This is a genomic window from Bradyrhizobium sp. ORS 375, assembly GCF_000239775.1.
In the GTDB taxonomy this organism is placed as follows: domain Bacteria; phylum Pseudomonadota; class Alphaproteobacteria; order Rhizobiales; family Xanthobacteraceae; genus Bradyrhizobium.
Genome location: NZ_CAFI01000223.1, coordinates 1 through 14,887, shown reverse-complemented (window position 1 = coordinate 14,887; position 14,887 = coordinate 1). Strand labels below are relative to the sequence as shown.

Sequence of the window (14,887 nt, the reverse complement as noted above, 5' to 3'; positions counted from 1 at the left end):
TCACCGCGTCCGTGGCGGCCTTCTCGGCACAAAGCGTCTTTGGGCGCAGGCGGCGGCTGATGTTCGCCGAACGCGTGATCCGGCTATCGGTCGAGTCCGCCGATCGTGTGTCCATGCGACGAAAGGTCCGCCCGGGAACTGGAGTCTCACTCGCTTGTTATCGGGTGATGATCAGCCGACAGCCGCTCAGGGTCCGTACCACCGAGGAAGTTCTCGGCCTGGTCAGCGCTTTGGCCGTCGCCATTTTCGCGGTCATCATCATCGCGCTGCTCTATTTCGGTCGTGATATCCTTGTGCCCGTGGCGCTGGCCATTCTGCTCAGCTTCGTTCTGGCGCCGCTGGTCGCGCAGCTTCAGCGGCTTCGCGCCCCGCGCGGGCTGGCCGTCGTCAGTGTGGTCGTTCTGGCATTCGTGGTGATCTTTGCGTTGGGCAGCCTGCTCGCCACGCAGCTCGCCCAGCTCGCCAGCGAGTTGCCGAACTATCAATCGACGATGAGCAACAAGATCCAGTCCTTTCGCGATACAAAGGCCGGGCGAGGGACACTCGAGCGGGCGTCGGACATGCTCAAGGATCTGGGCAAGGAGCTCGACAAGCCGAAAGAGCCGGAGGCCCGGACGCCGGGCGGGCTGCGCAACACGACTTCAGCTCCTGTGACCCCGATTCCGGTCGAGGTGCGCCAGCCTGATCCCGGAGCGCTGGACAGTCTTCGCGCGCTGATATCGCCGCTCATTCATCCGCTGGCGACCACTGGCATCATCATCATCTTCGTCATCTTCATCTTGCTCCAGCGCGAGGATCTGCGGAACCGGCTCATTCGCCTTGCGGGCTCATCTGACCTGCAGCGCACCACAGCGGCTCTCGATGATGCGGCCTTGAGGCTCAGTCGGCTGTTTCTCACGCAACTCGCCCTGAACGGCGGATTCGGAGTCGTCATCGGCATTGGCTTGTGGCTCATTGGTATCCCCAGCGCCATTCTTTGGGGCATCCTCGCCGCAGCGCTTCGCTTCGTCCCGTATATCGGCGCCATCATCGCTGCGGCGTTTCCGCTGGCTCTGGCGGCAGCGGTCGATCCTGGCTGGACGATGCTGATCTGGACGCTGGCCCTGTTTGTCGTCGTCGAGCCGCTGCTCGGCCACGTCATCGAACCGATGGTTTACGGGCGCAGCACGGGTCTGTCCCCCGTCGCCGTGGTGGTGTCCGCCGCGTTCTGGACCGCTCTGTGGGGCCCCATCGGGCTGGTGCTCGCGACGCCGCTGACGGTCTGTCTCGTCGTCATCGGACGGCATGTGGAGCGCCTGGAGTTTCTCGACGTCATGTTCGGCGATCGTCCTGCGTTGTCCCCGCCCGAGATATTCTACCAGCGCATGCTGGCAAACGATCCGACGGAAGCGGCCGAGAAAGCCGAAGAGTATCTCAAGGAGCGCTCGTTGATTGCCTATTGCGACGAGGTCGCGGTGAAAGGGCTGCAATTGGCCCAGGCCGACGTCGAGCGAGGGGCGCTCGCCTATGATCGCCTTGCGACCATCCGCGACGCGGTGACCGAGTTGACCGTCGACCTTTCCGACCAGAATGACGCTCCCGCGACTGGCGAGACGACGACTGATCCGGAAGCGGCGTCAGCCATCGACGACGCGGCGAGCAACGGGCACGCCGACACCTTACCGGTGCTCAGCAAAGAGAGCCTTGCGGAGGGGTGGAGAAGCGAACAGCCGTTGCTTTGCATGGCTGGTCGAACGCCGATCGATGAAGCGGCTGCGGTGCTTCTTGCGCAGTTGTTCTCGGCGCATGGATTGGGGGCGAAGGTGTCGGGAGCGGAGGCGCTTTCGACGGCGAATGTCATCAAGCTCGAGCCGGCAGGAATTGCGATTGCCTGCCTGGTTTATCTCGGGCACTCCGGCGTTGCCCATATGCGCTACGGCGTCCGGCGCCTGAAGCGACGCCTCCCCAGGGCCAAGGTGATGTTGGTTTGCTGCGCGGCGGATCTCGATCAGGACGCGGCGAAGGCGTTGCAGGAAGCGACCAAGGCCGACCTGGTCGCCGTCAGCATGGGCGAGGCTGTCAAGGTGTGCATCGACGCCGCGCAGGCCAAGACGTCCCCGCCGTTGCCGTCGGTCAAACTGAATCCGACGACGAATGTCGCATGAGACGCAGTCGAGACTGGCTGGCCCGCCGTTTACTTGCAACTTGAAAAGAAGCGGCCCCGGTCAGAGACGGCGACTGACGGGGACCGCTGACGCGCGTGATCCGTGACGGGGGGCCCGATCAAGCGCTCGGGTGTGAGCGTAGGCGCCGGGCGTGACGGCTGCGTGACAGCTGGTGGTGCTACACGGTCTTGCGGTAGACGATGAAGCCGGAGCGATCGGCGACCTTGTCGTAGAGCGCCTGGGCGGTGGTGTTGGTCTCGTGGGTCTGCCAGTAGACGCGCGGCGAGCCGGCCTGCCGGGCCTCCGCGTAGACCGCTTCGATCAGCGCGCGGCCGACACCCTTGCCGCGGGCGGACTCGCTGGTGAACAGGTCGTTGAGGTAGCAGAGCGGCGCGATCGCCGTCGTGGCGCGATGATACAGGTAATGCGCCAGGCCGATCAGCTCGCCACCGCTCTCGGCGACTAGCGCATGCACCGGCTCATCGGCATCGAAGAAACGCGCCCACGTCGTGGCGGTGATCTCGGGCGGCAGCGCCGTCGAGCCCGAGCGGCCATAGAAGGCGTTGTAGCCGTCCCACAAGGGCAGCCAGCGCTCGTAGTCCTCGCGGATGATGGCGCGAATGGTCGGAACGTCGGTCATCGGGACTTCACCGCTGATCAGGTTGGACGAAGTCCTCGATACTTGCCGCCCGGTCCGAGATCAATCGGGGACCGGCTGCGCCGCGTCGACGGAGGGGGGCCGCATCAATTGGACATGCATGGTCTGTTCTTCGGCGGTCCTGGGGGAGAGCGACAGTTCGCCCCGCCGCTCGATCAGGATCAGCAGTGACGCCGCCAGCAGGATCGCGAGGGCCAGGGTCACGGCAACGATTACGACCGTTGATTTCATCGCCATCTTGAGCGCGAGACAATCATCGCCTGTTGTCGCGAAAACCGCGAAGGGTTGTCAAAAATGGCTTCCTGCTAAGCGAGCAACGACAAGACGGCGCGAGCCGACAGCACAGAGAGGGTGAAGCTCAATGAGATCGTGCAGGCGGCGATGACGACGGCGACTGCGGTGGTCAGGCCGGGGGAAAGGGTCAGCGTCGCGTTGTCGTGGAAGCCGCTGGCGTTGGTACTCGGGTCTTTGTGTTGTTCCAGGCTGTGCGGCGACGCCAGGCCAGGGACCCAACTGAAGCTCGGAACGGAAGCTCGACGCCACCGGGACATACGACGAATCCCTTACCCCTACATCCGCGAGCGAATCACTCGCAGAGGTAAATTCTAAGGTCGCGATAGGCAGGATTGCGGCGGTCAACGACCAAAAGCGGCAAAATCATGGCGATAGCGGTATTTGTTCCCGCCACCGCGTGCATTTTCCCCGCTGTTCTACGGGAGATCGGTAGTCTTACGGTGAGCGCTCAGTCGTAGTCGGCGGCGATGCCGGCCGAGTCGATCAGCGCCGGCTGCCAGTCCATCGCCACGAAACCCGGCGACTGCTCGACCCGGCGCAGCCAGCTGCGGATCCGCGGGAAGGTCGAGAGATCGAAGTCGCAGCGGTCGGCGACATGGGTGTAGCCGTACAGCGCGATGTCCGCGACCGTGAGTTGCTTCGCGGCGAAGTAGTCGTTGCTCTTGAGATGATTCTCCATCACCTGCAGCGCCGCGTAGCCGCGCTCCATCCAGTCCTCCAGCGCGTGGGTCTGCAGGTCGCGTCCGCCCTTCACCAAGAGCAGCCAGAAATAGGCGGCGCCGATGTTCGGCTCCAGCGCATGCTGCTCGAAGAACATCCATTGCAGCGCCTCGGCGCGCTCGATGCGCGATTCCGGCACCAGCGGCGTGCCGCCGGCGACATACCACAGGATCGCATTGGACTCGGCGATGTAGCGGTCCTCGCCGACCTCGAGCAGCGGCACCTGGCCGCTCGGATTCTTGGCGAGGAAGTCCGGCGTGCGGCTCTCGCCCCTGAGGATGTCGATCTCGATTGCCTGATAGGGCGCGTTCAGAAGCGCCAGCGCAAGGCGGACCTTGTAGCTGTTGCCTGATCGCTGCATCGAATAGAGCTTGTACATCCGGCCAATGTCGAGTTCGAGGAATCGTCGATTCGCAGACTAGCGCATCCGGACGCCAGATCGTCCCGCAATGCGGCCAGACAATGATGCCGAAGGACGCAGGCCGCAAGAGCCGAGGGATGGAAAAAGTCGAAAAGCGCTACTGCACTGCACGCGCAAACAACAACTTTCCAAAATAATCAAACTATCGAGATCACGCTTGTGCGATGCGCGCGTGTCCGTCGATCTCGGTCGCGCGATCCGCGATCGCGCGACGCAAGGTGAGCACGAAGAGAGTCATCAGCACGAGGAGGCCAAGCGGGATCGTCGTCAGGCCGGCGATGCTGCGCGATAGCAGCGGCACGATCCAGGCGGCTGCAAGCAGGCTGAGCTCATAATCGCGAAAGCCGTTGGCGAGGCCGTGGCGCACGAAGAAGATGATCGCGACGGCGAGCACCACGAGGTCGTAGTCGAGCACGTAGGGCGTGGCCAGAAGGCTCGCGCTCGCCAGCGCCGAGGCCTTGAGATCGAACGCCGCCTCGCTCCGCCACAGCCAGGCGAGCCCGGCGGCAAGCGATAGCGCCAGCAGGGTCTGCAGCGCGTAAGCGCTTTTGACATCCGCGCCCCAATGGCGCGCCGCGGAGAATGCCGACTGGATTTTCTCCCAGCCGGTGCCGCCTTGTTCGAGCACCACTGTCTGGGTGAAGGTCATGGACTGGAAGAAGGCATGCCAGACGTCTTGGCCGAGCACCGCGAAGCTGATCGCGACCAGCCCGGCGACGGTGGCGGCCGCAGCCGTGATCGTCGGCCAGCGCCCGCCGGCGACCAGCGCGACGGGAATGAGAACGCCGAATTGCGGCTTGTAGGCCAGCAGACCGATCAGTACGCCGGCCATCCACGGCCTGCCGCGCTCCATCGCCAGCAACGCGCCGCCGAGCAGCGCCGCAGTGAAGAACGCATTCTGGCCGTGGCCGATGTTGACGAATACGGCGGGGAAGGCGGCTGCCACCAGCAGCGTCTCGGGTCGTGGCAGGATCGCGCGCATCACCGCGAGATAGGCGATCAGGCTTGACACGACCCAGAGCGCAAGGCCACCGGCATAGGGCAGCAGCGCGGTGATCGCGGCGATCGCGAAGAAGAACGGCGGATAATGCCAGCCGAAGAATGGCACGTCGCGACCGTCGAACACGGCCTTCTCCATCGCATGCTGCAACGGCGGGTCATAGGCGTCTGCGGCCTTGCCCTGAAGGGTCAGCACGCCTGCCGCATAGACGTTGGAGAAGTCGGTCCCGATCGGCTTGCCGTTGCGGTCGATCAGGCCGTCGGACAGCGCGATCCAGCCGGCGATGGCCGCGATCGTGACCGCGAGCAGAATCCAGCTGTAGGACTTGATCCGCGTGGCCGTCAGCCAGTCGCCGGATCGCAGGGCGCACCCGATAGTGGTCATTTCGGCCTGAAAATTGGGACAATCGTTCCGACAGGCTAGCCGGGCGGCTTTAACGTTCTCTAAAGTCTTGGGAGCCATGTGCCCAAGCTTCTTGCGATGCGGGCCTGCGGGCCTTAAAAGCAGGCGTTTCCCTGACATGACCGGTCGTGGCCCGAAGAGGGTGATCCACGACGCGTGATCCAAGACGTCTGCATAGGAGCTGATGATGTCCTTTCTCGCCGCTGCGCTCGACCGTGTGAAGCCGTCCGCGACCATCGCGGTCACGGACAAAGCGCGCGTCCTCAAAGCGGCGGGTCGCAACGTCATCGGCCTCGGCGCCGGCGAGCCGGATTTCGACACGCCGGACAACATCAAGCAGGCCGCGATCAAGGCGATCCAGGACGGCAAGACCAAGTACACCGCGGTCGACGGCATCCCCGAGCTGAAGGAAGCCATCATCGGCAAGTTCCAGCGCGAGAACGGCCTGACCTACAAGCCGAACCAGGTGATCGTCGGCGTCGGCGGCAAGCAGGTGCTGTACAATGCGCTGATGGCGACCATCAATCCGGGCGACCAGGTGATCATCCCGGCGCCGTATTGGGTCAGCTATCCGGAGATGGTGGCGCTCGCCGGCGGCGAGCCGGTGCCGGTGGTCTGCACCGCCGCGCACGGCTTCAAGCTGCAGCCGGCGGCGCTGGAGAAGGCGATCACGCCGAAGACCAAATGGCTGATCCTGTGCTCGCCGTCGAACCCGACCGGCGCTGCCTACACCAAGGCCGAGCTGAAGGCGCTCACCGAGGTGCTGGTCAAGCATCCGCATGTCTGGATCATGACCGACGACATGTATGAGCACCTGGTCTATGACGACTTCGTGTTCACCACGCCGGCCCAGGTCGAGCCGTCGCTGTTCGACCGCACGCTGACCGTGAACGGCGTCTCCAAGGCCTATTGCATGACCGGCTGGCGCATCGGCTATGCCGGCGGTCCGGCGCACCTGATCAAGGCGATGGCGACGATCCAGTCGCAGTCGACCTCGAACCCGTGCTCGATCGCGCAATGGGCGGCGGTGGAGGCTCTCAACGGGCCGCAGAACTTCATCCCGGCCAACAACAAGGTGTTCAAGGAGCGCCGCGACCTCGTGGTCTCGATGCTGAACCAGGCGAGCGGCATCGAATGCCCGCGCCCCGAGGGCGCATTCTACGTCTATCCGTCGTGCGCGGGCACGATCGGCAAGACCGCGCCGTCGGGCAAGGTGATCGACAATGACGAGACCTTCGTCACCGAGCTGCTGGAGACCGAGGGCGTGGCCGTGGTGCATGGCTCGGCGTTCGGCCTCGGCCCGGCGTTCCGCATCTCCTATGCGACCAAGACCTCGGATCTCGAGGACGCGTGCAAGCGTATCCAGCGCTTCTGCGGCAATCTGAGGTAATCAGGCAACAGCGGCTTCCGAAACCCTCGAAGTCAAGTTCCAGGCTGAAAGGCGCCATGTTTTGAACATGGCGCCTTTCTTTTGTCCGGGACTGAGTTGGGTTGCGTGAGGTTGGAGTTCGATGCGGCTGCTTGTGCTGTCGATCGTGGCAATGGTGATCAGTGTGCCGCTCGCACAGGCCCATCAGGGCCGGCCGATGCGTGCGGGGGTTCTGGAGTGCGAGGGGCGCCGGACGACCGGCAAGCTCGTGATGTCGCAGGCCAGGCTGCGCTGCGTCTTCCGCAGCCAGGGCCGCGCGCCGGAGCGTTACGTCGCCAAGGTGCGCCGCTACGGTCTCGATCTCGGACTGACGGACGAGACCCGGATGGCGTGGGCGGTCAACGCGCCCGTCAATGATTTTGGCCGCAGCGAGCTCGGCGGACGCTACGGCGGCGTGTCGGCCAACGCCGCGGCGCTGGTCGGCTTCGGCGGCAGCTTCCTGGTGCGCGACACCGATCGCGCCACCCAACTGCAGCCGATCAGCCTGCAGGGGCAGACCGGCATGAATCTCGCCGCGGGAATTACCGAGGTCGAGCTGGTACCGCTGTTGCCGATGCATCCGAGCCCGAGCCAGCCCTCGTCCTACTTCTCGCGCTACTATCGCTGACCGCGACGACAATGCCTCGCAGCAGCGTCGCGCTGCTGGAGCACGCGAGTCGTTCAGACAGATGAACGCCGCCGCTTCTGGTACGGCTGTAAGCCTTGTGGCATAGATGTGTCGCCCGTGATCATCAGTTCGATCGCGGGTCTGCATCACACTCATTTCAGCCGGAGTTTATTCATGCGCTCGACCATCCTCGCCGGGCTCACTGCTGCGGTTCTCTGCATCGGCGGCGCCGCCCAGGCGCAAGATCGCGTGCGGATCGGCGTTCTCGAATGCCGCGGCGGCGCCAGCGTCGGCTTCATCGTCGGCTCGGTGACCCATCTCGGCTGCGTGCTGCGCGCCGACGGCCTGCCTGAGGACCGCTACGTCGCGACGATCCGCAAGGTCGGGCTCGATCTGGGCATCACCCAGGAATCGCTGCTGGCCTGGGTGGTCTATGCCCCGGTCGCGCGGCTCGGGCCGGGCGATCTGTCCGGCGATTATGCCGGTGCGCAGGGCTCGGCGGCGGTCGGCGTCGGCCTCGGGGGCAACGTGCTGGTCGGCGGCTCCGCCAACTCGATTGCGCTGCAACCGCTCAGCGTCCAGGGCCAAGTCGGCCTGTCCGTCTCGGCCGGGCTGCAAAGCCTCGAATTGCGCCCCGGACGTTGACTTGGCGTTGATCTTCCCTTTGCCGTGAACAGCGCTCTTCCCGCAATCGTGCGGGAGGGGCGGTGCGTTCTCCGCAGTGCAGCGACGTTTTTCGCATGTCTCCTGCTTGCCAAAGCGGCAGACGAGGCAGAGCATTCGGCTTTGCCGACCCAATCACGGGCCGAGCTCCAGAGACAGGAGGCGGCGAATGGGACAAGACCTGAGAAGTCCCCGAGGTCCACGGTGCATCGCGCTGGTGGGCCCTTTCCAAAGCGGTAAAACCACTCTGTTGGAGGCGATCCTGGCGCGGACGGGTGCGATCCCGCGCGCCGGCAGCGTCGACGCCGGCACCTCTGTCGGCGATGCCAGCCCGGAGGCGCGTCATCACAAGATGAGCGTCGCCATGACCGCGGCGACCACGACCTTCATGGGCGACAGCTACACCTTCCTCGACTGTCCCGGCTCGATCGAGTTCGCGCACGACATGCGCGCTGCCTTGCCGGCGGTCGATGCCGCGATCGTGGTGTGCGAGGCGGATGAGAAGAAGCTGCCGCAATTGCAGATCATCCTGCGCGAGCTCGAAGAGCTGCGCATTCCGCGCTTCCTGTTCCTCAACAAGATCGATCGCGCCAATGCGCGCATTCGCGAGACGCTCGCGACGTTGCAGCCGGCGTCGCGCGTGCCGCTGGTGCTGCGGCAGATCCCGATCTGGAACGGTGAGCTGATCGAGGGCTTCGTCGATCTCGCGCTGGAGCGCGCCTTCATCTATCGCGAGCACAAGGCGTCGGAGGTGATTGCGCTCGAGGGCGGCAATCTCGACCGCGAGAAGGAAGCGCGCTTCTCGATGCTGGAGAAGCTCGCCGATCACGACGATGCGTTGATGGAGCAGTTGCTGGAAGATATCCCGCCGCCGCGCGATGCCGTGTTTGACGACCTCGCGCGTGAATTGCGCGACGGCCTGATCTGTCCGGTGCTGCTCGGCTCGGCCTTGCGTGAAAATGGCGTGCTGCGACTGATGAAGGCGCTGCGCCACGAGGCGCCCGGCGTTGCCGACACGGCGAAGCGTCTCGGGGTGAAGGAGACGAAGGAGGCGCTCGGCTACGTCTTCAAGACGCTGCATCTGCAGCACGGCGGCAAGCTGTCGCTGACACGCGTGCTGTCGGGCCATCTCGACGATGGCGCCACCCTGCATGCGGCCTCGGGCGAGGCGGCGCGCGTCTCCGGCATTCTCGCCGCGACCGGCGCTTACGACAGCAAGCGCGCGGCGGCCGAGGCTGGTGACACGATCGCACTCGGCAAGCTTGACGCGGTCAAGACGGGCGACACCATCGCGAGTGGCAAGACGGCGCCGAAGCCGCTGACGAAGGTCGATCCGTGTCCCCCGGTGCTGGCGCTGTCGATCGCGGCCGTCGACCGCAAGGACGACGTCAAGCTCGGCCAGGCCCTGCAGCGGCTGCACGAGGAGGATCCGTCACTGACCATGGTGCAGAACGCGCGTACTCACGACACGGTGTTGTGGGGGCAGGGCGAGATGCATCTGCGCGTCGCCTTGGAGCGGCTGCGCGACCGCTTCGGCGTCAGCGTCAAATCGCATGCGCCTGCGATCGGCTATCAGGAGACGATCCGCAAGGCGATCACGCAGCGTGGCCGGCACAAGAAGCAGTCGGGCGGTCACGGCCAGTTCGGCGATGTCGTGCTCGACATCAAGCCGCTGCCGCGCGGCGAAGGCTTCCAGTTCGCCGAGAAGGTGGTGGGCGGCGCGGTCCCGCGCAACTACATCCCGGCGGTGGAGGAGGGCGTCGTCGATGCGCTGGCGCGCGGGCCGCTCGGCTTCCCGGTCATCGACGTCGCGGTGACCTTGACGGACGGCTCCTATCACAGCGTGGATTCGTCCGACCTCGCGTTTCGGACGGCGGCGCGGGTCGGCGTCGGCGAGGGTCTGTCGCAATGTGCGCCGGTGCTGCTGGAGCCGATCCACACCGTCGAGATCGTCTGCCCGAGCGAGGCGACGGCGAAGATCAACGCCATCCTGTCGGCGCGGCGGGGCCAGATCCTGTCGTTCGACACCCGCGACGGCTGGCCGGGCTGGGATTGCGTCCGCGCCATGATGCCGGAGGCCGAGATCGGTGACCTGATCGTCGAATTGCGCTCGGCCACCGCCGGCGCCGGCAGCTTCACCCGGACCTTCGACCACATGGCCGAAGTGACGGGACGCGCCGCCGACCACATCATCGCCTCGCACCGCGACGCGGCCTGAGGCGATCCAGCGCTTCTCGCATGCAGCCGGGCTTGGGAGCCCGGCTGCTCTCGCGCCGAAATGGCCCTCCAGCCGATAAGAGTGCCTGGCCGCGCCCTGGCCGTGCCCGAGGCTGCGCAATCCTTATGTGCACTTGTGCACCAACCGAGTTCCGCGGATGGTGCTATACTAATGCCATTCGATCTCCAGACCTGATATGCCGTCACCGGCCGATCATGTGACCGGCTGCCGCCCAAATCCCTTGGTGGTGACGCGCCGGAGGGGAGCATGGCGCGGGCCTGAGAGTTTCTCCGTCCCTACCCCTGTCTGCCGTGATCCAGAAGCTCCCGTCCGCTCCATTTTATCTGCGCGCCGCCCAGGCGACGGAAAGATTTCGCCGGCATGCCCTGCTGGGCTACGCGATCGCCCTCGGCGCCACGATCGCAGCCTTCGGGCTCCGCTTGGCCCTGGTCGATACGTTGCCGGACGGCTTTCCCTATCTGACGTTCTTCCCAGCCGTCATTCTCACGACCTTCTTCTGCGGCGTCGGGCCCGGTATCGTCTGCGGAGCGCTCTGCGGCACTCTCGCCTGGTACTTCTTCATGCCCGCGTCGGGTTATCAGGGCGCGCTCGCAATCGGCTTCTACGCGCTCATCGTCGCCGTCGACATCACGCTGATCCATCTGATGCACGAGGCTGCGCGGCATCTGCGACAGGAGCGGGCCGTCTCCGAGCGCCTCTACGAAAATCAGCGCGTGCTGTTTCAGGAGCTGCAACACCGCGTCGCCAACAACATCCAGTTCATCGCCGGGTTGCTGATGCTGCAGAAGCGGCAGACTGCCGCCGATCCATCCCGCGCCGGCGCCATCCTCAGCGAGGCCCAGTCGCGGCTCGAGACGATCTCGCGCGTCCACCGCATGCTGCATGATCCCGGCCGGGTACATCTCGACATCGGGCCGTACCTTCAGACCATCTGCAACGACGTGCTGGAGTCGAGCGGCGCGCGCAACGTCGCCTGCGTGGTCGATTTCGTGCCGGCGCAGCTCGATCTGACCCGGCTGACCGCCTTGTCGCTGCTGGTGGTCGAACTCGTCACCAATGCACTCAAGCACGCCTTCGAGTCGGGCGAGGCGGGCACCATCACGGTCAGCCTCAGGCCGCTCGACGAGGCCCGCTACGCGCTGACGATCGCGGACGATGGTAAGGGCCTTTCTCCCGGTGTCGATCCCGGCAAAGGCGACAGCCTGGGCCTGCGGATCTGCGAGGGCCTGGCCGCGCAACTGCACGGCAAGCTCACCACCAGCAGCGACCGCGGCACGACCGTGCGGCTCGATTTTCCCAAGGACGTTCCGGCGTAAAGTCAGCCGGCGTTGCAGCGGTGCGCGGTCATCGCGTGCCGAGAGCCGCTTGTCATTGGCCCCAGATGATGTATTTTACATCATTGTCTTTGTCTCAGACATCAATTATGGTGTCTCTTACTTGAGGCCATCGTGATCACGTCGTTCCAGATGCGGGCAGCCCGTGCGCTGCTCGGGATTGATCAGAAAACCTTGGCCGAGCTGGCCGGCGTGTCGCTGCCGACGATCCAGCGGATGGAAGCCTCCACGGGCAACGTCCGCGGCGTGGTGGACTCGCTGACCAAGGTCGTCGATGCGCTCAATCGTGCGGGCGTGGATCTGATCGGCGAGCATGCCCGCAGCGAGGATGGCGGGCGTGGCGTTCGCCTGAAGGAGCCGGGACCGCCCCACCGCTTGGGCCGTCAAACTGACACTGCGCGCGATGGCGCGAGCTAGCTTCATCGCGCGGCACAGGGGCTGCTGAGCCCTTCGTGTGAGACGCATCGCGCTGGCCTTGCAGCCCGACGATGCGACGGGAGCGTGATGGGCATGAGCAGCGCAAACGAGCACGGCACGCGGGGGCGGGTCGGACATCATGAGCCGACCTTTGCCGAGCTCTATTCCCCCAAACTTCTCACGGTCCTGCGCGAGGGCTACGGCCTCAGCGATTTCCGCGCCGATGCGCTCGCGGGCCTGACCGTCGCCATCGTCGCGCTGCCGCTGTCGATGGCGATTGCGATCGCCTCCGGCGTCTCGCCCGGCCGTGGGCTCTACACCGCCGTGGTCGGCGGCTTCCTGATCTCGCTGCTCGGCGGCAGCCGCTTCCAGATCGGCGGCCCGGCCGGCGCCTTCATCGTGCTGGTCGCGGCGACGGTCGATCGCCAGGGCCTCGATGGCCTGCTGCTGGCGACGATGATGTCCGGCGTGATGCTGGTCATCGCCGGCTATCTGCGGCTCGGCACCTACATCAAGTTCATTCCCTATCCGGTGACGGTCGGCTTCACCGCCGGCATCGCCGTCATCATCTTCGCCAGCCAGCTGAAGGATCTGTTCGGCATCACGCTGGCGTCCAAGGAGCCCGGCGAGCTGATCCCGAAGCTGATGGCGCTCGCGCATGGCGCGCCGACGGCGAACCTGTCAGCTGTGGCGCTTGCTGCGCTGTCGATCGCGATCATCGTTGGCCTCAAGCGCCTGCGGCCGACCTGGCCCGGCATCCTGATCGCCGTCGTCGTCGCGGCGGCCTTCACCTATGCGCTGCAGCTGCCGGTGGAAACCATCGGCACCAAGTTCGGCGGGATTCCGCGCGAACTGCCGGCGCCGGCGCTGCCGGCGTTTTCGCTCGCCAAGATCCAGGCGGTGTTTCCCGATGCGATCGCCTTTGCGCTGCTCGGGGCGATCGAGTCGCTGCTGTCCGCCGTCGTCGCCGACGGCATGACCGGACGGCGGCATCGCTCGAACTGCGAGCTGGTTGCCCAAGGCTTCGCCAATGTCGGCTCGGCGCTGTTCGGCGGCATCTGCGTCACCGGAACCATCGCGCGCACCGCGACCAACGTCCGTGCCGGCGCGCGCGGCCCGGTCTCGGGCATGCTGCATTCGCTGTTCCTCATGGTGTTCATGCTGATCGCGGCGCCGCTGGCGAGCTACATTCCGCTGTCGGCGCTGGCGGCGGTGCTCGTCGTTGTCGCCTGGAACATGGCCGAGAAGCATGAGTTCGCCACCTTGGTGCGCTCTTCCTGGGGCGATGCCACCGTGCTGCTGGCGACCTTCGGCCTCACCATCTTCCGCGACCTGACCGAGGGCATCCTGGTCGGCTTCGCGCTCGGTGCGGTCCTCTTCATCAACCGCATGGCGCAGATGACCGGCGTCGAGGATGGATCGCCTTTGGTCGCCGAGGACCGCGCCGATTTCGAGGACGGCGTGCGCGTGCCCTATAATCCCAAGCTCAGCGCCGACAAGGACGTGCTGGTCTATCGCATCACCGGCGCGTTCTTCTTCGGCGCCGCCTCGACGGTGGGCACCGTGCTCGACTCCATCGCCGATCGCCGCAAGGCATTCGTGGTCGACTTTGCCGCCGTGCCGTTCCTGGATTCGACCGCGGCCAATGCCATGAGCCGCGTCGCCGCCAAGGCCAAGCGCCAGGGTATCCGCCTGTTCATCACCGGCGCCTCGCCGACGGTGCGCCGGGCGCTGCTGACCCACGGCGTGCGGCCGCCGCTGGTACGCTATCGCGAGACCATCGAGCGCGCGGTGGCCGACATCAAGGGCAAGGAGACGCCGCCCCAGGAGATCGCCGACGGCCTGGCGGCGAGCTGATTTGCCAGGGGACCGCTTCCGGCTTGAAAGCACAGGCCACGAGGTGGTTGGCTGTGTCGCATGCTCGACAGCCGCCGCAACCTCCTGCTCGCCTGCACGCTCAGCGCCCTCGCGGGCTACGTCGACGGCATCGGCTTCCTGCATCTCGGCGGCCTGTTCGTCTCGTTCATGAGTGGCAACTCGACCCGCATGGGCGTCAGCCTCGCCGAGGGCCGCTGGCACGAAGCGATGAACGCGCTCGGCTTGATCGGCCTGTTCGTCGGCGGCGCGGCGGGCGGCAGCGTGATCATGCAGCGGCGCAATCGCCATGTTCAGAGTCTGCTGCTGCTGGTCGAAGGCGCGCTGCTGATCACGGCCACGCTCAGCCATCTGGCGGGGCTGCCGTTCGGCGCGGTGACGGCGATCGTCGTCGCGATGGGGCTGGAGAATGCGGCGTTTCAGATCAAGGGCAGCGGCGGGCTCGGGCTGACCTATGTCACCGGCGCGCTGGTCAAGGTCGGGCAGGCCGTCGCTGTCGCTCTGGCCGGTGGGCCGCGGCTCGGCTGGCTGTCGAACCTGCTGCTGTGGGCGGCGCTGGTGGCGGGCTCTGCCGCGGGTGCCTTCGCCTATCTCCGTCTCGGCCTCACAGCCGTCTGGGCCGGCGCTTGTGCGGCGCTGCTGATCGCGTTTTTCGCCGCCGTCACGGCAGATCCGGAGCATTGA

At 65.7% G+C, this 14,887-nt stretch carries 14 protein-coding genes; 9 read left to right on the top strand and 5 right to left on the bottom strand.

The features are described 5' to 3' along the window. Window positions 1-167: 167 nt before the first annotated feature. Window positions 168-2,144, top strand: a complete 1,977-nt coding sequence (locus BRAO375_RS18495; protein WP_009028982.1) for an AI-2E family transporter — start codon at window positions 168-170, stop codon at window positions 2,142-2,144. Between the two features lie 178 nt (window positions 2,145-2,322). Here BRAO375_RS18495 and BRAO375_RS18490 read toward each other — a convergent pair whose 3' ends face one another. The 5 genes from BRAO375_RS18490 to BRAO375_RS18470 form a co-directional block, all read right to left on the bottom strand. After that, window positions 2,323-2,784, bottom strand: a complete 462-nt coding sequence (locus tag BRAO375_RS18490; protein ID WP_009028981.1) for a GNAT family N-acetyltransferase — start codon at window positions 2,782-2,784, stop codon at window positions 2,323-2,325. A 60-nt stretch (window positions 2,785-2,844) separates the two neighbouring features. Next, window positions 2,845-3,039, bottom strand: a complete 195-nt coding sequence (locus BRAO375_RS18485) for a hypothetical protein (protein WP_009028980.1) — start codon at window positions 3,037-3,039, stop codon at window positions 2,845-2,847. 68 nt (window positions 3,040-3,107) lie between these two features. Further along, the gene (locus tag BRAO375_RS18480; RefSeq protein WP_009028979.1) at window positions 3,108-3,353 is read right to left on the bottom strand and encodes a hypothetical protein; all 246 of its coding nucleotides are present in this window, start codon (window positions 3,351-3,353) and stop codon (window positions 3,108-3,110) included. Between the two features lie 191 nt (window positions 3,354-3,544). Beyond that, complete coding sequence (locus tag BRAO375_RS18475) at window positions 3,545-4,195, bottom strand: glutathione S-transferase family protein (RefSeq protein ID WP_009028978.1); 651 nt, start codon at window positions 4,193-4,195, stop codon at window positions 3,545-3,547. A 193-nt stretch (window positions 4,196-4,388) separates the two neighbouring features. After that, entirely contained in the window at window positions 4,389-5,621 is a 1,233-nt protein-coding gene (locus BRAO375_RS18470; protein WP_009028977.1) for a glycosyltransferase family 87 protein, read from the bottom strand. A gap of 205 nt (window positions 5,622-5,826) precedes the next feature. Here BRAO375_RS18470 and BRAO375_RS18465 point away from each other — a divergent pair, with 205 nt between their 5' ends. The 8 genes from BRAO375_RS18465 to BRAO375_RS18430 all read left to right on the top strand — a co-directional run bounded on the left by BRAO375_RS18465 (window position 5,827) and on the right by BRAO375_RS18430 (window position 14,887). Further along, entirely contained in the window at window positions 5,827-7,029 is a 1,203-nt protein-coding gene (locus BRAO375_RS18465) for a pyridoxal phosphate-dependent aminotransferase (RefSeq protein WP_009028976.1), read from the top strand. 121 nt (window positions 7,030-7,150) lie between these two features. Continuing rightward, on the top strand, window positions 7,151-7,675 hold the full coding sequence (locus BRAO375_RS18460; RefSeq protein ID WP_009028975.1) for a DUF992 domain-containing protein: 525 nt from the start codon (window positions 7,151-7,153) through the stop codon (window positions 7,673-7,675). A 174-nt stretch (window positions 7,676-7,849) separates the two neighbouring features. Then, window positions 7,850-8,320: a DUF992 domain-containing protein gene (locus tag BRAO375_RS18455; RefSeq protein ID WP_009028974.1), complete on the top strand. Its 471-nt coding sequence runs from the start codon at window positions 7,850-7,852 to the stop codon at window positions 8,318-8,320. 187 nt (window positions 8,321-8,507) lie between these two features. Next, window positions 8,508-10,556, top strand: a complete 2,049-nt coding sequence (locus tag BRAO375_RS18450; RefSeq protein ID WP_009028973.1) for an elongation factor G — start codon at window positions 8,508-8,510, stop codon at window positions 10,554-10,556. 311 nt (window positions 10,557-10,867) lie between these two features. Continuing rightward, window positions 10,868-11,893 (top strand): histidine kinase dimerization/phosphoacceptor domain -containing protein, encoded by a 1,026-nt coding sequence (locus BRAO375_RS18445; RefSeq protein ID WP_009028972.1) that lies wholly within the window; start codon window positions 10,868-10,870, stop codon window positions 11,891-11,893. Between the two features lie 132 nt (window positions 11,894-12,025). After that, window positions 12,026-12,328 (top strand): helix-turn-helix domain-containing protein, encoded by a 303-nt coding sequence (locus BRAO375_RS18440; protein WP_009028971.1) that lies wholly within the window; start codon window positions 12,026-12,028, stop codon window positions 12,326-12,328. Window positions 12,329-12,421: 93 nt separating this feature from the next. Next, the gene (locus BRAO375_RS18435; RefSeq protein WP_009028970.1) at window positions 12,422-14,185 is read left to right on the top strand and encodes a SulP family inorganic anion transporter; all 1,764 of its coding nucleotides are present in this window, start codon (window positions 12,422-12,424) and stop codon (window positions 14,183-14,185) included. 60 nt (window positions 14,186-14,245) lie between these two features. Continuing rightward, on the top strand, window positions 14,246-14,887 hold the full coding sequence (locus BRAO375_RS18430) for a YoaK family protein (RefSeq protein WP_009028969.1): 642 nt from the start codon (window positions 14,246-14,248) through the stop codon (window positions 14,885-14,887).